Here is a 19,611-nt window from a genome sequence, read left to right as displayed (position 1 = left end):
GTTACACGGCTTGCACGCAGCGAAGGCGTCGCTACGCTTGAGGCATGACTCTTCGCATCACCCAGCCGGAACGGCCCGATGAGGCCGATCGGGACGCCGTGCTTGCACCGCTTCGCGCGTTCAACATCGCGCAAACTGGCGACCCCAAGGTAACGCCGCTTGCGTTGCTGTTGACCGACGAAGATGGTGCCGCCGTCGGCGGGCTGTGGGGAAAAACCGGCTATGACTGGCTGTTCGTAGAGTATCTCGTGGTTCCCGAAGCGTATCGTCGGCAGGCCCTGGGGAATGCGCTGATGCGGGAGGCGGAGAGTGTGGCGCGTGCCCGCGGGTGCGTTGGAATGTGGCTCGACACTTTCGATTTCCAGGCGCGCGGTTTTTACGAAAAGCTAGGTTTCGAAGTGTTTGGGACGCTGGAAGATCATCCGGTGGGGCACCGGCGTTTCTTCCTGCGCAAGCGGTTCTGAGGACTCGCCTTGTCGGTCGTGGATCGGCTTCAGGGGCGTAGCGTGCGCGCCTCATAGACCAGCGTTTCGCCCTTCTCAGCGTGGAAGGCGATCTCGGCCGCAGTGCCGCCTGCGGGTAGCGGATAGTCCACCGTGACGAAGCCTGGCGCTGCGGGGCCGGTGCGGCGTTCGGTAGCTACGGGTTCGCCATCGGCTTGAATCTTAGCGACGCGATCGATGTCCGCGCCCCAATAGGTGATGCGTAGGATCGTCGCGGCGGGATCGCGGGCCAAGCGGAAGCGCATCGACTGGCCCGCCAGGAGCTTGCGGCCGCTGCGGCCGTTGAGCTGGACGGCTTCGCTTTTGGACGAAGCGAAGGCGTGGTCGCGCTCGGGTTGCATTTCCCCAAGATAGAAGATGTCGATCGTCCGCCGGGCCAGTTCGGCCCGGGCGGTTGCATCGGCGACATAGGCGTCGCGAGCGTCGGCCCAACGCTCCTGGGTGAAGTGCTTGAGGTAGACGGCGGTACGGCGATCATAAAGCGGGAAGAACGGCTTGAGCGTGGTCTCGCCGCCAAGCGGGTTGGCGATGCTGTAATGGTGCTGCGCGCCCACGATCGGTCGAGCGGCGCGCACGGGGGCGCCGGCAGCAACCAGTGCGGGACCGACTCCTTCAAACGGACGGTCGGCGGGGCCGAGATCGGCGGCGAGCACCAGCGGACCGCTGAGAAAAGCAAGGGTACTCGCGTCGCCTGGAATGGCTTCGGTGCGGAGCTGCATCGGCAGCGTCAGGGTGAGGTGTTCGCCGGCTTTCCAGCGACGTTTGAGACGGGCATAGCCTTGAACCGGCACGACCGGCAGCGACTTGCCGTCGAGGTCGAGCGTTGCGCCATCGGCCCATGCCGGAATGCGCAGCGCGAGCTCCGACGATCTGCGCGGTGCCTTTTCTACGGTCAGGGCGATCTGCCCTTCCATCGGATAGCGGGTGTCGAGCGCGAGCTTCCAGCCAAGGTCGGGCAGGTCGAGTTGCGAGGGAATGTAGAGGTTGACGTAGAGCGTGTCCGCCGACTGCCAGTAGATCGAGTCCGCATGCTTGGCGTGGCTCTCCATGCCCGAGCCGACGCAGCACCAGAAGCTCTCCTCGGGCGTCGAATAGGAGCGGCGTCCGCCCGCCGCCATGGGCATGAAATAGACGAACATGCCGGTGTCCGGGCGCTGGTGCGCGAGCATGTGGTTGAGCTGGACGCGCTCATAATAGTCGAACAGCGACGCGTCGGGCTGCCAGCCGTACAGGTGCCGGGTCAGCTTGAGCATGTTATAGCTGTTGCATGCCTCGCACGTGGTCTCGGCGAGAGCATTGGCGAGCTGGTCTGGTTGCCCAAAATGCTCGCGGTCGCTGTTGCCGCCGATCGCGTAGCTGTGATGCTGAGTGACAGTGGTGTGGAAGAAGCGCGCGGCGGTGGCGTGGGCCGCATCGCCGGTCAGCTCGTGCAGGCGGGCGAGGCCGATGACCTTGGGGATCTGGGTGTTGGCGTGGAGGCCGGCGAGCTTATCCTGTTGCTCGGTCAGCGGGTCGAGCACCGCTTTGTGGCGGAGGCGCTCGGCCAGGCGCAGCCAGCGCGGATCGCCGGTGATGGCGAATGTGTCGGCATAGGCTTCGTTGATGCCGCCATGTTCGGCGCGGAGGATCTGTTGGACTTGATCGTCCGCCAGCCCCTCGACAATTCCGCCGAAATAGCCGGCGAGGCCGACAAGGATCGGCTGCGCCCGCGCATTGCCCGCCAGGCCGTGGGCGTCGATCAGGCCGGCATGGACCTTGTGCCACGTGTAGACGGGCACCCAGCCGCCGTTGAGGTCGAAGCCGCCGGTGCGGATGTCGCCGCGGCGGACCTCTTCGAATACGATTTTGCCGTCGACGATCTTGCCGTCGCGCTCGACGGTGGTGCCGCCGAGATAGCCGTCGCCGTGCGCGGCCTGGATCCGCGCCATCTCGGCCAAGGCGTGATCGAGCTTGGCGGCAATCTCACGATCGCCGGTGTCGGCGATCACCAGCGAGCAAGCCGAGAGCCAATGGCCGAGCGAGTGCCCGGCGATGCCAGCGGCTTCCCAGCCGCCATAGATCGGAGCAGGTGCGGGAAGGCCGGCCGAACGATAGAAGTTATGGAGCAGGCGCTCGGGATCGAGCGAGAGCAGGTAACGGCGGTTCGCGGCGGCGGCATCGGCGAAGGGCGATGGCTTGAGTGTCACGTGGCGTGCGGCAACGGGCTCGACGCGGGTGATGCGATCGGCGACCGTTCGGGCGGCCGCCGGGCCGGCAAGGGCGAGGGCACTGGCGCCGGCGAGGAAGTGGCGGCGAGTGGGGGTGAGAGTCATCGATCCAATCCTGGCAAGCCGTGTCCTGTCCCGGTTCTTGCGACCGGCTGGTTCATGTGTCGCTGGACGCATGCCGAGGCAGGCCAAGCGAGAAGCGAGGCGCAGACACCGGCCTGCGCGGCGCGATGGATCGATGTAGCCGGTTGGCGCCACCTTCCGAGAGCAACGCCCGGCCTCTTGTGGAGGCCGGGCGCACGCATCAGTGGTTGTCGCGCGGGAGACCCGCGGTCTGGGCAATCTTCTGGTACTTTTCGGCGCCTTCGAGGATCGCGCCGGTGTTCATCTGGCCGACCACCGCGCGCTGGATCTCCTGCCACGGAGTCTGCGACGCCGGGAACTTGAAGCCGCCTTCGCCCACGAGCTTCTGGCGGCGCGCGTCGAGTTCTTCGTCGGAGATGAGGACGTCGGCCGTGCCCTTGTTCAAGTCGATGCGGACGCGGTCGCCGGTCTGGATCAGCGCCAGGCCGCCCATCGCCGCGGCTTCGGGGCTGGCGTTGAGGATCGACGGGCTGCCACTGGTGCCCGACTGGCGGCCGTCACCAATACAGGGGAGCGCGTGCACGCCCTCGCGGATCAGATAGGCCGGCGGCCGCATGTTCACGACCTCGGCAGCGCCCGGATAGCCGATCGGCCCTGCGCCGCGCATGAAAAGCAGCGTCTGATCGGTGATGCCGACCGAGGGATCGTCGATGCGGTGGTGATAGTCCTCCGGACCATCGAACACGACCGCGGGACCCTCGAACGCCTCGGGATCATTGGGGTTTGACAGATAGCGCTCGCGGAACTCGGGCGAGATCACGCTGGTCTTCATGATCGCCGCGTCGAACAGATTGCCCTTGAGGACGATGAAACCGGCGTCCTCCAGCAGCGGCTGGCCGAACGGACGGATGACCTTTTCGTCCTCGATCGTCGCATTGCGGCAATTGTCGCCCATCGACTTGCCATTCACGGTGAGAGCGCCCTCGTGAATCAAGCCCTGCTGCATCAACTGGGCCGTGACCGCGGGCACGCCACCAGCGCGGTAATAATCCTCGCCGAGATACTCGCCGGCCGGTTGGAGATTCACCAGCAGCGGGACCTTGTGGCCCTTTTCCTGCCAGGTCTCGATCGGCAGATCGACGCCGATGTGGCGGGCGATCGCGGCCAAGTGGATCGGCGCATTGGTCGAGCCGCCGATCGCCGAATTGACGACGATCGCGTTCTCGAACGCCTCACGGGTGAGGATGTCGGAAGGCTTGAGATCCTCGGCCACCATTTCGACAATGCGCTTGCCGGTGATGTAGGAGACTTCCTGGCGGTCGCGATACGGCGCGGGAATCGCCGCCGAGCCGGGCAGCGACATGCCGAGCGCCTCGCACAGCGAGTTCATCGTCGTGGCGGTGCCCATGGTGTTGCAATAGCCGGTCGACGGAGCGGACGAGGCGACGAGCTTGATGAACTCCTTGTCGTCGATCTCGCCGGCAGCAAGCATCTGGCGCGCCTTCCACACGATGGTGCCAGATCCGGTACGCTCGCCCTTGTGCCAGCCGTTCAGCATCGGACCGACCGAGAGGGCGATCGCCGGGATGTTCACGGTCGCGGCGGCCATCAGGCAGGCCGGCGTGGTCTTGTCGCAGCCGATCGTCAGCACGACGCCATCGAGCGGATAGCCGTACAGCAACTCGACCAGGCCCATATAAGCCAGGTTGCGGTCGAGGCCGGCTGTCGGGCGCTTGCCGGTTTCCTGAATCGGATGCACCGGGAACTCGATCGCGATGCCGCCTGCCTCACGGATGCCCTCACGCACGCGCTCGGCGAGCACCAGGTGGTGGCGGTTGCATGGGGAAAGGTCGCTGCCAGTCTGGGCGATGCCGATGATCGGCTTGCCCGACTGGAGTTCTTCCAGGCTGAGTCCGAAGTTCAGATAACGCTCGAGATAGAGCGCCGTCATGTCGATATTGTCGGGATTGTCGAACCAGGCGCGCGAACGAAGCTTTTGCGGATTTTGGGCGGTCATGACAGGTCCGTTACTGGGAAACCGAGAGGCGGTAGATCATGACATGCCTATACGGCTTGCCGGGATCAACACGAGCAGAAACGAATCCCGACTGATTTGGTGCATCGGGAAACTTCTGGGGTTCCAGCGCTATGCCGTCGCCCATGCGATAGAGATGGCCGGCCTTACCGTAATAGGTGCCGTCCAGGAAGTTGCCGGTGTAGAACTGGATGCCGGGTTCGGTGCTGAGCACTTCGAGCACACGGCCCGAGGCGGGGTCTTCCAGTCGGGCGGCGAGTTCGGGCTTCGCGGTTAGGCCCTTGTCGAGCGTGAAATTGTGATCATAGCCCTGGCCGTAGCGGATCTGCTGATCGGTGCCGTCGCGCAGGCCCTCGGCAATGATGCGCGGCTTGCGGAAGTCGAACACGCTGCCGGAGACCGGGCGAAGCTCACCGGTGGGAATCAGCGCAGCATTGACCGGGGTATAGGCTGTTGCAGGGACGGTGAGCAGATGGCCCATCGCGCCCATCGGCGAGCCTTCCCCAGCCAGGTTGAAGATCGCATGATTGGTCATGTTGATGACCGTCGGCTTTGTCGTAGCCGCGTCATAGGCGATCTGGAGCGCGCCCGTATCATCGAGCGAATAAGTGACCTTCACCTCCAGCGCACCCGGATAGCCCGAGTCGCCCTCGGGGCTCGTCAGGCCGAACACCACGCGCGCAGTGGGGCCGTTGTCGACGGAGACGATGCGCCAGACCTTCTTATCGAAGCCCTGTCCGCCGCCGTGCAGTGAGTTGGTCTTGTCGTTGAGCGGGAGCTGGTAGGTCTTGCCGTTCAGCGTGAACTTGCCGCCGGCGATGCGGTTAGCATAGCGGCCGACGGTGACGCCGAAATAATTGGGATGATCGACGTAAGAGGTGAGATCGTCATAGCCGAGCACGACGTCGGCGATCTTGCCCGACTTGTCCGGCCCCTTGAACGATTGCAGCGTGGCGCCGTAGCTCAGGATGCGTGCCGACACGCCGTTCGCGTTGGACAGCGTGACCGCTTCCACCGCGGTGCCGTCCTTCAGCGTGCCCGCCGCTTCACGCTTGGCTTCTGCTGCAGCGGCCGATTGTCCCGCCACCACCGTCCAGATCGCTGCGGCCACCGCGAATTTCGCTTTGTCCATCGCTTGCATCTCCTCTCCAGCACGGGCAGCGTTGACGCGCCCCTGGGCACCCATATAGTCAGACAAAAATCGTAATGGAAGCTGGCTGGGAATCCTTGGATAGACCCGCTACGCCGGACTTTCCAAGGAGAGAAGGATCGCGATGCCCGCACCCATCACCACAGCCTCCACGGCAGGAGGGCAGCAGCCCACTGTCGGCGGCTACCGTTCCGCACTGACGCTGCTCGCCAGCCTGTTTTTCATGTGGGGCTTCATCACCGTCATCAACGGCACGCTGCTGCCCCACCTGCGCAGCGTGTTCGAACTCACCTATTTCCAGGCATCGCTGATCGAGAGCGTCTGGTTCATCGCCTATTTCTTCGCGTCGATTCCGTCGGCCAAGTTCATCGAGCGCTTCGGTTATCAGACCTCGATGGTCACCGGCCTGTTGATCATGGCGGCCGGTGCGGCGGGCATGACGCTGGCGGCGAGCCTGCCATCCTATGGCGTCACGCTGGTGATGCTGTTCGTGATCGCCAGTGGCATCACGCTGCTCCAGGTCGCCGCTAACCCCTATGTCGCGGTGATCGGCGCACCCGAGACCGCGTCGTCGCGCCTCAATCTGGTGCAGGCGATGAACTCGGCTGGCACCATGCTGGCGCCGCTGTTCGGTGCATATCTGATCCTTGGCCGCTCCAAGGGCGGCACTGCGGAAACCGGCACGGTGCTGTCGCAGGCCGAGCGGCTGGCCGACGCGCAGTCGGTGATCCTGCCTTATGCGCTGGTGGCGGTGGTGCTGGTGGTGCTGGCGGTGGTGATCGCCCGCTTCCCGCTACCAGCGATCGGCCTAGCGACCAATCGTGTCGCCAAGGACGAGCGCAAGAAGCATTCGCTGTTCAAGCATCGCAACCTGATGTTCGGCATGGGCGCGATCTTCATCTACCTGATCGCCGAGATCGGCGTGGGCAACCTCTTCGTGAACTTCGTCAGCCGCCCCGACATCGGCAACATGACCACCGAGCAGGCTGGACGCTATCTGACCCTGCTGTGGGGCGGCATGATGATCGGCCGCTTTGCCGGATCGGCGATCATGCAGCGCGTCGCCGCCGAGACAGTGCTCGCGGTTTTCTCGGTCCTGGCCTTTCTGGTCATGATCATCACCGTATTCACCACCGGTGAAGTCGCGATGTGGTCGCTGATCGCGGTGGGGCTGTTCCACTCGATCATGTTCCCGACGATTTTCACGCTCGGCATCAAGGGCCTGGGTCCGCTGACCGAGGAAGGATCGGGCCTGCTGATCATGTCGATCGCCGGCGGAGCGCTGGTGTTCGTACAAGGCTGGCTTGCTGACGAATATGGCTTGCAGCAGTCGTTCCTGCTGACCGCAATCTGCGAGTTGTATATCCTGTTCTATGCGCTTTGGGGATCCAAGACGACCAACGCGCTGCCGGATCAGCGGCCGGTTTGATGAAGGTAGGCCGCGCTTCGGCGCGGTCTGCCCCTGAATGTGGAGGCGGGGATGGCGGGCCATCCCCGCTTTTCCCGTATCTGAAGCAGGCGGCGGTTTACGCCTGCATCGCGCTGCGGGTGTCCTCTAGCGCCAGATCGACGAGGGTGCGCATTGCCTCGGCAGCCGCCCCGGCGTTTCCGGCTGCGATTGCGTCATACACGCGGACATGGTCGGGGATCGGGTTGCGGGGCAGCGCGCGGGCGCGTTGCTTGAACTGAGTGGTCCAGCTGACCGCCGCGCCGATGCTGGCGCTAAGCGCCACTACCGCTTCGTTGCGAGTCGCCTGAAGCAGCGCGTTGTGAAAGTCGCGGTCGGCCGCACGCCCAGTCTCGGTTGCCAGGGAATATTTGCGCATCGCGGCCAGGGCAGTTTTCATGACGGCCAAATCGTCACGGTCGCGGCGCTGCGCCGCTAGGCTGGCGGCGGCGGGTTCGACGATCTGACGCAATTCGAACAGATCGCGGATGAAGTCGATATGTGGCTCCCCGGTGAACGCCCAGGCGAGTACGTCCGGATCGAGGAGGTTCCAGCGGTTGCGCGGCAATACGCGCGTGCCCGCCTTGGTACGGCTTTCCACCAGCCCCTTTGCGACCAACACCTGCACCGCTTCACGATAGGCGCTGCGGGACACGTTGAGCGTTTCGGAGAACGCGACCTCGCCTTCCAGCCGATCGCCCGGCGCGTATCTTCCAGAGACGATGGCCGAACCTAGTTTCTGCGCGATCGCGCCGTGCAGGCGCCGGCCGGTGCCACGCTTGGGGCGTGCCTCCGCCTGATCCGCTTCCCCCGCTTGCATGGGCACCAGGGCCTCTCCGGCTTCTTCCATTCGACCCCGTTCTTCATCGCGGCGCGTATTCGTAAAGAGAACTGTATCAGCCGATTGGCGCGAACGAAAGATTGCCAATGATCGGCAACAGGAATATGTCCGACAAAAAGGAGAGGTGATGCCGATTGGCGGTTCTGTTTGGCACATGTCGCGCCCTGCGAGCGCCGCGACGAGCGCTGTCTCTCCCTTTGCAATCAGCACGCCGCGCGCCGATGCGCGCGCCGCGCGTCCGCAACATCTGGAACTGAGGAACGAACGATGAGCTTACGCCTGTTGCAGCATCGGGGCGCCGACGGCACCCTGTCCGTAGTCGCAGCTCAGGGTGAGCGCGCCGCAGTGGTTCCTGGCGCAACAAGTGTGCGGGCGCTGGCGCTTGCCGCAATCGAAGCAGGGCAGAGACTGGCGCAGGCGGTGGAAGCCGCGGGTGAGGGAGCGGCGATCGACTTGCAGGCGGAATTCGCCGCGGGCCGCTTCGTTTCGCCGATCAGCCATGAAGATCCCGCGCATCTGGTGATGACCGGCACCGGCCTGACACATCTCGGCTCAGCCGAGGGCCGCGACAAGATGCACCGCGAGGCGGCGTCTGCTGAGACGCAGACCGACTCGATGCGGATGTTCCTGGAAGGGGTGGAGGGCGGTAAGCCCGCTGCCGGAAAGGCAGGGCAGCAGCCCGAATGGTTCTACAAGGGCGACGGAACGCAGCTGGTTGGTCCGGGAGAGCCGCTGGCGATGCCGGCCTTCGCGCAGGACGGTGGTGAGGAGCCCGAACTTGCGGGCATCTATCTGATCGGCCCTGACGGCACCCCGCACCGGCTGGGGCTGTGCTTGGCCAACGAGTTCAGCGACCATGTCACCGAGCGGCACAATTATCTGTGGCTCGCGCATTCCAAGCTGCGCCAGGCGGCGCTGGGGCCCGAGTTGCTGGTCGGCGAGGCGCCCCGCGACGTGCGTGGGGCAAGCCGGATCGTGCGGAACGGCGAAACGCTTTGGGAAAAGCCGTTCCTCTCAGGCGAAGACAACATGTCGCACAGCTTGGCGAACTTGGAGTACCACCACTTCAAATACGCGCTGTTCCGGCGCCCGGGCGACATTCATGTCCACTTCTTCGGCACAGCGACGCTGTCGTTCAGCGACGGAATCCGCACGCAGGAAGGCGACGTGTTCGAGATCGAGGCAGCGCCTTTTACGCTGCCGCTGCGCAACCCGTTGGCGCGTGAAGCCGCGCAGGCCGTTACAGTGGGGGTGCTCTGATGGCCGCGCCGATCCGGGTCGCGATCGTCGGCATGGGCAAGATCGCCCATGACCAGCATCTTCCCTCGATCGCCGGCAATGGCGACTTTGAACTGGCTGCCACGGTCAGCTCGCGCGGCGAAGCGGTCAATGACCTGCCGCACTTCCGCACGCTGGGCGAACTGCTCGAGGCTGGGGTAGATGTCGACGCGGTGGCGCTCTGCACCCCGCCCCAGGTCCGCTACGACCTGGCAGCCCAGGCGATCGCCGCGGGCAAGCATGTGTTCCTCGAAAAGCCGCCCGGCGCGACTTTGGCCGAAGTGGCGCTGCTCGATGCGCAGGCCGCGGCGGCGGGCGTGACCCTGTTCGCCAGCTGGCACTCGCGTTACGCCGCGGGCGTCGAGCCGGCGCGCCAATGGCTGCGCGGGCGCAAGATCACCGCCGCATCGATCGTGTGGCGCGAGGATGTGCGGGTCTGGCATCCGGGACAGGACTGGATCTGGGAGCCGGGCGGCCTTGGCGTATTCGATCCGGGCATCAATGCGCTGTCGATCGCGACGCATATCCTCCCGCCCTTCTTCCTGCTGGAAGGGCGATTGTCGCTGCCGTCCAACCGCGCGGCGCCGATCGCCGCCGACCTGCACTTCCGGACCAGCGACGGCGCGCCGGTGCATATGGACCTCGACTGGCGCCAGACCGGTCCGCAGAGCTGGGACATCACGGTGGAAACCGATGGCGGCACGCTGAAGCTGGAAAAAGGCGGCGCGGTGCTGACCACGCCGGAAGGCACGCAGGCGACCGACGATCGGGAATATCCCGGCCTGTATGCCCGCTTCGCCGAACTGGTCCATGCCGGCACGCGCGATGTCGACACCGCGCCGCTGCGGCTGGTGGCCGACGCGTTCCTGCGGGGCCATCGTCTGACGGTGGAAGAATTCCACGATTGATCGAGAACGATCCGGTCGTCCCAAAGACGGCCGGCTTCTTGGCAAAACGATGCCGGGTACGCCGGCGAATTGGGAGAGACAGATGATCCGCACGCTACGCCGCACGGCGCTTGCCCTGCTGCTGTCGAGCACGCCGCTCGCAGCCACTGCCCAGACCGGGCCTGCCCCAGCGGCGGCGCCGGCGGTCGGCACCGCCACGATCGAAGTGAAGGCCGATCCGGCTGCTCCTACGTACGACCGGCGCATCTTCACCCAGTTCGCCGAGCATCTGGGCACCGGCATCTATGGCGGGCTGTGGGTCGGCAAGAATTCCAAGATCCCGAACACCAACGGCTTCCGCAACGATGTCGTATCGGCGCTGAAGAACCTGGCGGTGCCGGTGATCCGCTGGCCCGGCGGCTGCTTCGCCGACGAATATCACTGGCGCGAAGGCATCGGCCCGCAAAAGCAGCGCCCGGTGAAGATCAACACCCATTGGGGCGGTGTGACCGAGCCCAACACGGTGGGCACGCATGAGTTCTTCGAGCTGCTGCGCCAGGTGAATGCCGAGGCCTATGTCGCCGGCAATGTCGGCAACGGCACCCCGCGCGAGATGGCCGAGTGGGTCGAATACATGACCTCGCCGGCGGGCACGTTGGCCGACGAGCGCGCGAAGAACGGCCACAAGGAACCGTGGAAAGTGCCTTATTTCGGTGTCGGCAACGAGCTGTGGGGCTGTGGCGGCAACATGCGCCCGGAGTTCGCCGCAGATGAGACTCGGCGCTACGCGACCTTCATCAAGGCGCCGGCCGGAACCCGCATCATGAAGATTGCCGCCGGCGCCAATGTCGACGATTATCGCTGGACCGAGACGATGATGCGCGAGGCTGCCGGTCAGCTCGATGCGCTGTCGCTCCACTATTACACGCTGCCCCAGGGCGGCTGGCCGCCCAAGGCCGATCCAATCAATTTCGACGAAAGCGGCTGGGCCGATGCGCTGGCCGGCGCATGGCGCATGGACGAGCTGGTGACCAAGCACAGCGCGATCATGGACAAGTACGATCCGCAAAAGCGCGTCTTCCTGGCGGTGGACGAATGGGGCACCTGGTACGCCCAGGATCCGGGCACGCATCCCGGCTTCTTGCGCCAGCAGAACACGCTGCGCGACGCGCTGGTTGCCTCGATCCATCTCGACATCTTCGCCAAGCATGCCGACCGCGTCCGCATGAGCGCGATCGCGCAGATGGTGAACGTGCTGCAGGCGATGATCCTGACCGACGGCAGCAAGATGGTGCTGACGCCGACCTACCATGTGTTCGAGATGTACAAGCCGTGGCAGGACGCCAAGGTGCTGCCGATCACGATCAACGCGCCCTGGTACAACAAGAACCAGTTCACGATGCCGGCGGTGAGTGGATCGGCGGTGCGCGGCAAGGATGGCCGGGTGCATATCGGCCTGTCCAACCTTGACCCGAACCGTCCCAACACGGTGAGCGTCAAGCTGAGCGGCGTGACCGCCGGCAGCGTATCGGGCCGGGTGCTGACCGCGCCAGCGATCAACACGCACAACACGTTCGACGCGCCCGAAGCCGTCAAGCCGGCACCGTTCAACGACGCGCAGGTGAGCGGCGACACGCTGACCGTCACGCTACCGGCCAAGTCGGTGGTGGTGCTCGACCTGCAATAAGGAAAGGCGGCGCCCAGGCGAATGCGCCGGGCGCCGCTTGTCCGTCTCAACGTTCCGGAGAGGTCCGATGAAGTTGCTTGGCCTATTGTCCGCCGCCGCCGCACTGGCGCTGAGCGGCGCCGCTCCCGCGCAACAGGCTGCGCCTGGAGGCACGACGCTGAACGCGCGGCTCACGGGCGATCTGGCACCCACGCACGATCCGGTGATCGCGCGCGACGGCGACACCTATTACATCTTCTCGACCGGGCATGGCCAGCGTCTGGTAGAGACCAAGAGCTCCAAGGACCTGGTGCATTGGACCGCGGGTGCGCCGGTATTCACCAAGATGCCCGACTGGGCGCCCAAGGCGGTGCCGGGCACGGGCGGGATGTGGGCACCCGACATCAGCTTCGTAAACGGGCGCTGGCGGCTCTATTACTCGGTGTCGACCTTTGGATCGAACCGTTCGGCGATCGGCATGGCGACCAACGCCACGCTTGATCCCAAATCGCCCAACTTCGCCTGGCGCGACGAGGGGCTCGTCGTGCAGTCGATGCCCTCCGACGACTTCAACGCGATCGACCCGAACTTCGTGGTAGACGCACAGGGGCGGCATTGGCTGTCGCTGGGAAGCTTTTGGACGGGAATCAAGCTGTTCGAGCTCGATCGCAAGACGGGCAAGCCGCTGAAGCCCGACGCCAAGCCCTATTCGATCGCGCAGCGCCCGGCACCCGCGGGCGGACCCGCCCCGGTGGAAGCGCCGTTCATCGTGCCGCATGGTGGCTTCTACTATCTGCTCGTCTCCTATGACTATTGCTGCAAGGGCGCGAACAGCACCTATTACACCGTGGTTGGCCGATCGAAGGCGATCACCGGGCCGTATCTGGGCAAGGATGGCAGCCCGCTGATGCGGGGCGGCGGCACCATCTTCCTGCGCGCCGACCTGCAGGAGCAGCAGCGCTTCCGTGGGCCCGGCCACCCCGGCTGGCTGCACGACAAGGATGGCCGCGATTACGTGGTCTATCACGCATATGACAAGGAAGCGCGGGGCGCGCCGACGCTGCGCATCGCGCCGGTGCGCTGGGGCGCCGACGGCTGGCCCGTCGCGGAATATTGAGGAGAGCCATGATGATCGACGTGAACCGCCGCCTGTTCCTGGCCGGCGCCGCCGGCACTGCCGTCGCCACGCAGGCGCAGGCCGTCGGGATGGCGGCGCCTGCCGCTCCCGGCACCGCGCCCGTTCCAGTCAACCCGGTGGTGCGCAACCGCGCCGATGCGCAGGTCTTCCGCCACACCGATGGCTGGTATTATCTTACCGGGTCGGTGCCGGAGTATGACCGGTTGGTGCTGCGCCGCTCGCGCACCATTGCTGGGCTCGCGACCGCGCCCGAGCGGGTACTGTGGCGCCACCAGGCGAGCGGGCCGATGTCGGGCTTCCTATGGGCGCCCGAACTCCATCTCTTCCAGGGCAAGTGGATCATGTACTTTGCGGCCGGCCCGAGCGGCGGGGGCGAGGATGTGTTCCGCATTCGCACCTATGCGGTCGTGTGCGACGGTCCCGATCCGATGAAGGGCAAGTGGAGCGTGTTGGGCAAGTTCGAGTCGCCCTTTGACGGCTTCAACCTCGACTCCACGATCTTCAAGCATCGCGGCGTCTCCTATTTCTGCTGGGCGGAGCGCGAGCCGGGGATCGACACCAATTCCAACCTGTATCTCGCGCCGCTCGAGACACCGCTGACACTGGGTGCCAAGGCGGTTCGCCTGACCGTGCCGACGCTCGACTGGGAAGTCCGCGGCTTCAAGGTGGCCGAGGCGCCAGCGGTGCTGGCGCGCAACGGGCGGCTGTTCATGACCTACTCGGCGAGCGCCACCGACGATCGCTATTCGCTGGGCATGCTGACCGCGCGCGACAATGCCGACATTATGAACCCAGCCAATTGGGTGAAGTCGCCGCAGCCGGTGTTCGTCAGCTCGGAGGTGACCAAGGTCTACGGGCCCGGGCACAACAGCTTCACCGTGGACGAACAGGGCCGCGACGTGCTGGTTTACCACGGCCGTGATTACAAGGCGATCAAGGGCGACCCGCTGTTCGACCCGAATCGCCACACCCGTGTGCAGCGCATCTATTATCGCGAAGACGGCACGCCCGACTTCGGCATTCCCGTAGGCAATGGCCCGGTGCCCGACCGGCTGAGCCCGGTGGCAGCCCCCGATAGCTACTTGATGCATGACGGCGACCGGGTGACGGTGGGGAAGGGGCTGATCCCCGCCTCCCAGTTTCGCGCGGTGCCCAGCGCGGGCGGTGCGGTGATGCTGGTGCCGGTGGACGCGCCCGACAAGTGCCTCGTCGTCGGGGCGGACGGTATGGTGCGCCTCGCGCCGATCACTCAGGACCGCCAGTTCGCGCTGCGCAGCGGCTTTTTGCGCCAGAGCGTCAGCAAGGACGAGGTCCGCTTCGCGCTCGCCGGGCGGCCGGGTCAGTATCTGCTGCACCGGGGCGGCGAGGTGCTGGTTGGCGCGCAAGATCGCGCCTGGCCGCCCAGCACCAATTTCCGTGTGAGTTGAGTCATGGAGCCGGGCGGCTGCCCTGGGCAGCTGAGCGACGGTCAGCCGCCATTCAGGCCGAGAGGAGCAGGGTGCCGCACATGCCTACCATCCTCCGCTCGCTGATCCTCGGCGCCGCCATGCTGGCGACGCCGGCCCTTGCTACGTCGCGCGACACGCCGGAGATGCGCTTGGAAAAGATGCTCGCTGGTCGTGTCGCGGGTAAGCCGGTCGACTGCATCGATCTCAGTTCAGCTAGTTCGTCGACAATCATTGACGGTAAGGCGATCGTCTATCGCGTCGGGAGTACGTTGTACGTGAACACCCCGCGCTCTTATCCGCAGTCCCTGCGCAGCGACGACGTCCTGATCACCCGCACCTTTGGTTCGCAGCTGTGCAGCACCGACGTGGTCCATACGGCGGACCGGCTCTCGGGCTTCCCGCGCAGCCCGGTTTTCCTGGGCAAGTTCGTGCCTTATACCAAGCCGAAGGCGCCCGCGCGTTAAGGCGCCGCCAAGGCGGTCAGGCCGCAGCCATGCGCTGATCGATCTGGCCAAGCTCTCCGCTCTCACGCGCCTTTTTTCCGTACACGGCTTCGAACAACGGCGTGGCCATCACGGTCGTGATGATCGCCATCAGCACCAGCATTGAGAACAACGTCGGACCGATAATGCCTTTTTGCAGACCGATATTGATGATGATCAGTTCCATCAGCCCGCGCGAGTTCATCAGCGCGCCGATGCCGAGCGCAGTGCGGTTGTCTTCGCCTGAAAGCCGCGCGGCGGCGTAGCAGGCACCGAACTTAGCGAGGACGGACACGGCGAGGATGCCAAGTGCAATCAGCAACAGCGGCACCGAGTTCACCATGTCCATGCGCGTGTTCAGCCCCGAATAAGTGAAGAACATCGGCAGCAGTAGCACCACGGCCATCGGCTCGACCTTGCGCTTCAGTTCCTCGACGAACAGCCCGCGCGGCATGCACACGCCGATCAGGAAGCCGCCGAAGATCGCGTGTATGCCGACCGCGTCCATCAGGAACGCCGACAGGCAGAACAGCAATAGAGTGATGGCGAGCACCTGCGTGCTCATTTCTCCACGTGCCTCCACGGCGCGCCCGAGTGGGGCGAGCAGCCGCCGGCCCCACAGAATCATGAAGGTCGTGTAGAGCACGGCGCCGGCAATCGCGATGACGGCAACGCCGGCGCCAGCGCCGAAGGTGGCGAGCACCACGGCCAGCACGCACCACGAAGCGGCGTCGTCGAAGGCGCCGGCGGTGAGGGTGAGCGTACCGAGCGAAGAGTCTGCAAGCCCGCGTTCATTGATGATGCGCGCCAGCATGGGGAAGGCAGTAAGTGCAATGCATGCGCCCATGAACAGCGTGGCATTGGCCTGGGTGATGCCGGGTGTAAACAGGCCGGGCACGCGCAGCAGGAAAGGCGTGATGAGCGCAGCGAGTAAAAAGGGCGCGGCAATACCTGCGGCGGATACGGCGGCTGCGCTTTTCGCTTTTGTCTGGAAATGGTCCAGCCGAAGCGTCAGCCCGACCATGAACATGTAGAGGCCGACACCCAGTTGGGCGCCGACATACAGGACATTGCGGGTTTCCTTGGGAAACACTGCGAGCTGAAGGTCGGGGAAGAACAATCCCGCCAACGAGGGGCCCAGGATCACGCCGGCGATCATTTCACCGACTACTTGCGGCTGTCCGAACAACCGTTGTCCTGCCCAGCCGACGACGCGACACACCAGGATGATGATCGCGAGTTGCAGGAAGAAGTGGATGCTGTAGTCGGAAGGCGCGTAGCTCTTGACCGCATTCACGGCAGGGCCGTGCGGGTTTAACACGTCGCCCAACGCTTCGCATGCCTCACGCATCAGATCCGTCATTCATCCCCCCAAAACTGCCGCGGCATCTTCGTGCCTTCGCCGAGTGGATCAAGCCTCGATTCCAGACGCGGTGCAACTGGAATCATGCTCGTGGGGAAGCGTCGCCGTAGCTCACAGTCGAAGCCGCAACGAGACCCGTACGGTGCGCGGCGCGCCTGGATAGATCCACAAGGGGCTATAGGAACTCTGGGCGTAGTGTTCGTCAAACAGATTGTCGACTTCGGCCCTGAGGGTAAGCGCCTCGCCCAGCGGGGCGTCGATCGCCGCCTTGACCTTCAAATAGTCGGGGAGAGTCAGCCCGCTGGCGTCCACCGCGCCTGCGCGATCCCCCACATAGGCCAATCCGCCGCTCAGCTGCCATTCGCGCCCGCGGACAGGCAGACGATGCACGACCAGCAGGGTGCCGGCATGTTCGGGCACGTTGAGCACTGCAGGGGTGGCGAAGGCGGCATCGTCAGCCTTGGCATCGACCCAGCTGTAGTTCGCCACCACTTGCCAGCGGCGCGTCAGCTTCCACGAGGCATCGAGTTCCACACCTCGGCTGGTGAGTTGGCCAACAGGCGCGAGGAATCCCGCATCAACTGGATCGTTGGTTAGAATGCCGCGCTTCTGGATGTCGAACCAGGTGATACCCAGGTCCATTCCGTCCCAGCGCCCGGCTGCGCCAATTTCATACCCCTTGCCCTGTTCGGGGGCAAAGGCGGCGCCGTCGCGCCCGCTCCCCGAGTTGAGCAGGAAGGATTCGCCCCAATTGGCATGTACCGCGACATGATCGTCGACCACGTAGCGCGCGCCCACGCGGAACTTCACAGGTTCATCGGATGTCATGCTCCGCGCGCCTGTCAGGTTTTTTTGCAGCTGTTGCCGATAGGTGTCGAACCGAAGGCCTCCAACCAGCGTAAGCCGGTCAGTCACGTCCCACATATCCTGCGCATAGAGCGTGAGCACCCGCCGCGTCTCGCGCTGATCGATCGAGGGCAGCAGAGGCAAGGGCCGGGCAATCCCATAGACAGGCGCGAACACGTCGACGGCGTAGGGGTTGGCGGCGGTAGGATTGCGGCGGTTCAGCAGCTCCAGATAATCGAGCGTATAGCCCTTGATGCCAAAACTCGGATGATGGGTTCCAAGCGCCTCGAAATGCCCCCGCAGTTCCAGTCGCGCGGACAGATCCTCTACCTCATAACCACGCTCGCGATATTGCCGCCACAGCGCGCTACCTACGAGACGCGACTGATCCGCAGAGAAGCCCCGCAATGTGCCGGTGCGGTAGGCGATGCCGCCATTCAGCGACCAGCGTTCGCTCAGCCTGAGTTCGCCGGTAAGCTGGTGGCGGGTGTCACGCGCGCGGGTATTGCCGTTCGAAGGCTCGCCGAGAAAGCGGGAAGCGGGCAGGGCAAGCGGGTTGCCATCGATTGCCGGGACCCCGCGATCGAACGGCGCGTCGAAGATCATGTGCTGCGCGACATATGTGAGGCGGAGATCGTTGCTTGGTTGCCAGGTGAGCGATGGCGACACCACCCGCCGCCGAAGACCAGCGAAGTCGCGATAGCCGTCGCTGTTCTCCGCAGCGACAACCATGCGAGCAGCCAGCGTGTCGGTAATCGGGCCGGTGACATCGAGTTCGCCACGGCGCGTGTCAAACGATCCATAGGTCAGCGTCGCCGAAGCGCCAGGTGTGAAGCGCGGCGTCTTGGTGACGATGTTGACGCGGCCACCCGGATCGATCTCGCCGAATAATGCGCCAGCGGGCCCCTTGAGCACTTCGATGCGTTCCACCGTCGCAGGGTCGCGCGGCGGCGCCATGCCGCGGTTGGCCAGGAAGCCGTCGACATAATATTCCGCGCCGCCATCGGGTGTACCAAGAAAGCCGCGGATCGCGAAGTTGTCGAGAAAGCCGCCGCGGTTGTTCTGCTGGCTGATGCCGCTGACCAGCTCCAGCGCGTCGCTGAGGCGGTACGTGCCTGCAGCGTCTAGGATGTCCCGTTCGAGCGAGCGGCTGGACTGTGACATCCGCTCGGTAACACGGTCGGATGACAGCGTGGCGTCTCGCGCCGTGCGAGTGCCGAGCACGACGATTTCACCATGCTGTTCGGTTTCGTCTTCTTGCCCGCGCCGCTCCTCCGCTTCCTGCGCGACAGCCGGCGCTGAAATGGTGAAGAACGCCGCGCTCGCGAGGGCGGCGAGTGACAGCCGCCGCGACGCGCGACGGTTTTCCAGCAGTTCCATCTGTTTCCCCAAAACCGCGCAACATTCCCGAAACCATTCAGGTCTTGCGCCATGTTACATCATCACATAACCGGACCTCGCCGCAGCGCAACAGGAAAAAGGAAGACCGGTGCCGCACAGCTCAGCGATAGCCCCCGCGATCGAGATTCGCGGCCTGCATCACCGCTACGGCGCGCGGGAAGTTTTGCGCGGGATTGATCTGCAAGTGGCGCCGGGGCAGATCTATGCGCTGCTCGGAGGTAACGGCGCGGGTAAGTCGACGACCTTGAACGCCCTGCTGGGGTTCCTGGCACCGGCATCGGGAACCGTGCGGGTGTGCGGCATCGATCCCGCGGCCGCACCGGCAGAGGCGCGCGCGCGTCTAGCCTATGTGCCCGAAAGCGTGGCGCTGTATGACCATCTGAGCGCGCGCGAGAATATCGACTATTTCCTTGCGCTGGCGGGCGCCGAACGTGGCAGAAGTTCGGTGATCGATCCTGCCTTGGAGGCGGTGGGCCTGCCGGGGCACGCCTGGGACAAGCGCGTGGGTGGATTTTCGAAGGGCATGCGCCAGAAGGTTGCAATCGCGTTGGCCCTGGCGCGGCATGTGCCGGTGCTACTGCTGGACGAGCCCACCTCCGGGCTTGATCCCAAGGCGACGCTGGAGTTCAACGCATTGCTCGCCACGGCGCGTGCGCGCGATGTCGCGATCCTGATGGTGACGCACGACCTGTTGAGCGCCGTTGATATCGCCGATCGGATCGGTTTCCTGGCGGAAGGCCGCATCGAGGAAGAGCGAACCGCCGGTCCGACCGGTGAGCGGTTCGACCTGAACGCACTCCACGCGCGCTATGCCAATCCGGGTGTGGCGGCGTGA

The 19,611-nt window shown here is 64.9% G+C and carries 15 protein-coding genes; 9 read left to right on the top strand and 6 right to left on the bottom strand.

Annotated features, from left to right (window positions below):
* Positions 1-44: 44 nt before the first annotated feature.
* Positions 45-464, top strand: coding sequence for a GNAT family N-acetyltransferase (locus FHT02_RS07155; RefSeq protein ID WP_184085960.1), 420 nt, complete (start codon positions 45-47; stop codon positions 462-464).
* 29 nt (positions 465-493) lie between these two features.
* On the opposite strand, the gene FHT02_RS07150 is transcribed toward FHT02_RS07155, so the two are convergent.
* The 3 genes from FHT02_RS07150 to FHT02_RS07140 all read right to left on the bottom strand — a co-directional run bounded on the left by FHT02_RS07150 (position 494) and on the right by FHT02_RS07140 (position 5,961).
* Entirely contained in the window at positions 494-2,815 is a 2,322-nt protein-coding gene (locus FHT02_RS07150; RefSeq protein WP_184085958.1) for a glycoside hydrolase family 127 protein, read from the bottom strand.
* A 199-nt stretch (positions 2,816-3,014) separates the two neighbouring features.
* Positions 3,015-4,811 (bottom strand): IlvD/Edd family dehydratase, encoded by a 1,797-nt coding sequence (locus tag FHT02_RS07145; protein WP_184085956.1) that lies wholly within the window; start codon positions 4,809-4,811, stop codon positions 3,015-3,017.
* 10 nt (positions 4,812-4,821) lie between these two features.
* Positions 4,822-5,961 (bottom strand): aldose epimerase family protein, encoded by a 1,140-nt coding sequence (locus tag FHT02_RS07140; protein ID WP_425506417.1) that lies wholly within the window; start codon positions 5,959-5,961, stop codon positions 4,822-4,824.
* A 142-nt stretch (positions 5,962-6,103) separates the two neighbouring features.
* Here FHT02_RS07140 and FHT02_RS07135 point away from each other — a divergent pair, with 142 nt between their 5' ends.
* The gene (locus tag FHT02_RS07135) at positions 6,104-7,408 is read left to right on the top strand and encodes a sugar MFS transporter (RefSeq protein ID WP_184085954.1); all 1,305 of its coding nucleotides are present in this window, start codon (positions 6,104-6,106) and stop codon (positions 7,406-7,408) included.
* Between the two features lie 97 nt (positions 7,409-7,505).
* Here the strand turns inward: FHT02_RS07135 and FHT02_RS07130 are convergent, their stop codons facing one another.
* Positions 7,506-8,246 (bottom strand): FadR/GntR family transcriptional regulator, encoded by a 741-nt coding sequence (locus tag FHT02_RS07130; RefSeq protein WP_184086291.1) that lies wholly within the window; start codon positions 8,244-8,246, stop codon positions 7,506-7,508.
* Positions 8,247-8,534: 288 nt separating this feature from the next.
* On the opposite strand from FHT02_RS07130, the gene araD1 reads away from it, so the two are divergent.
* The 6 genes from araD1 (at position 8,535) to FHT02_RS07100 (ending at position 15,148) form a co-directional block, all read left to right on the top strand.
* A complete protein-coding gene (araD1, locus tag FHT02_RS07125) occupies positions 8,535-9,527 on the top strand; it encodes an AraD1 family protein (RefSeq protein ID WP_184085952.1) in 993 nt (330 codons plus the stop codon).
* A complete protein-coding gene (locus FHT02_RS07120; protein ID WP_184085950.1) occupies positions 9,527-10,453 on the top strand; it encodes a Gfo/Idh/MocA family protein in 927 nt (308 codons plus the stop codon). Before araD1 ends, FHT02_RS07120 begins: the two co-directional genes overlap by 1 nt.
* 82 nt (positions 10,454-10,535) lie before the next feature.
* Positions 10,536-12,119: an alpha-N-arabinofuranosidase gene (locus tag FHT02_RS07115; RefSeq protein ID WP_184085948.1), complete on the top strand. Its 1,584-nt coding sequence runs from the start codon at positions 10,536-10,538 to the stop codon at positions 12,117-12,119.
* A gap of 67 nt (positions 12,120-12,186) precedes the next feature.
* On the top strand, positions 12,187-13,215 hold the full coding sequence (locus FHT02_RS07110; RefSeq protein ID WP_184085946.1) for an arabinan endo-1,5-alpha-L-arabinosidase: 1,029 nt from the start codon (positions 12,187-12,189) through the stop codon (positions 13,213-13,215).
* 8 nt (positions 13,216-13,223) lie between these two features.
* Entirely contained in the window at positions 13,224-14,663 is a 1,440-nt protein-coding gene (locus tag FHT02_RS07105; protein WP_184085945.1) for a glycoside hydrolase family 43 protein, read from the top strand.
* A gap of 80 nt (positions 14,664-14,743) precedes the next feature.
* A complete protein-coding gene (locus FHT02_RS07100) occupies positions 14,744-15,148 on the top strand; it encodes a hypothetical protein (RefSeq protein ID WP_184085943.1) in 405 nt (134 codons plus the stop codon).
* 16 nt (positions 15,149-15,164) lie between these two features.
* Here FHT02_RS07100 and FHT02_RS07095 read toward each other — a convergent pair whose 3' ends face one another.
* Positions 15,165-16,529: a cation:proton antiporter gene (locus tag FHT02_RS07095; RefSeq protein WP_184085942.1), complete on the bottom strand. Its 1,365-nt coding sequence runs from the start codon at positions 16,527-16,529 to the stop codon at positions 15,165-15,167.
* Between the two features lie 111 nt (positions 16,530-16,640).
* Entirely contained in the window at positions 16,641-18,755 is a 2,115-nt protein-coding gene (locus tag FHT02_RS07090; RefSeq protein WP_184085940.1) for a TonB-dependent siderophore receptor, read from the bottom strand.
* A gap of 109 nt (positions 18,756-18,864) precedes the next feature.
* On the opposite strand from FHT02_RS07090, the gene FHT02_RS07085 reads away from it, so the two are divergent.
* The gene (locus tag FHT02_RS07085; RefSeq protein ID WP_343056856.1) at positions 18,865-19,611 is read left to right on the top strand and encodes an ABC transporter ATP-binding protein; all 747 of its coding nucleotides are present in this window, start codon (positions 18,865-18,867) and stop codon (positions 19,609-19,611) included.

Origin of the sequence: Sphingomonas xinjiangensis (assembly GCF_014199255.1) — a bacterium.
Classification (GTDB): domain Bacteria; phylum Pseudomonadota; class Alphaproteobacteria; order Sphingomonadales; family Sphingomonadaceae; genus Sphingomonas; species Sphingomonas xinjiangensis.
The sequence above is the reverse complement of the archived record's forward strand: the minus strand, read 5'-3'. Positions and strand labels throughout refer to the sequence as shown.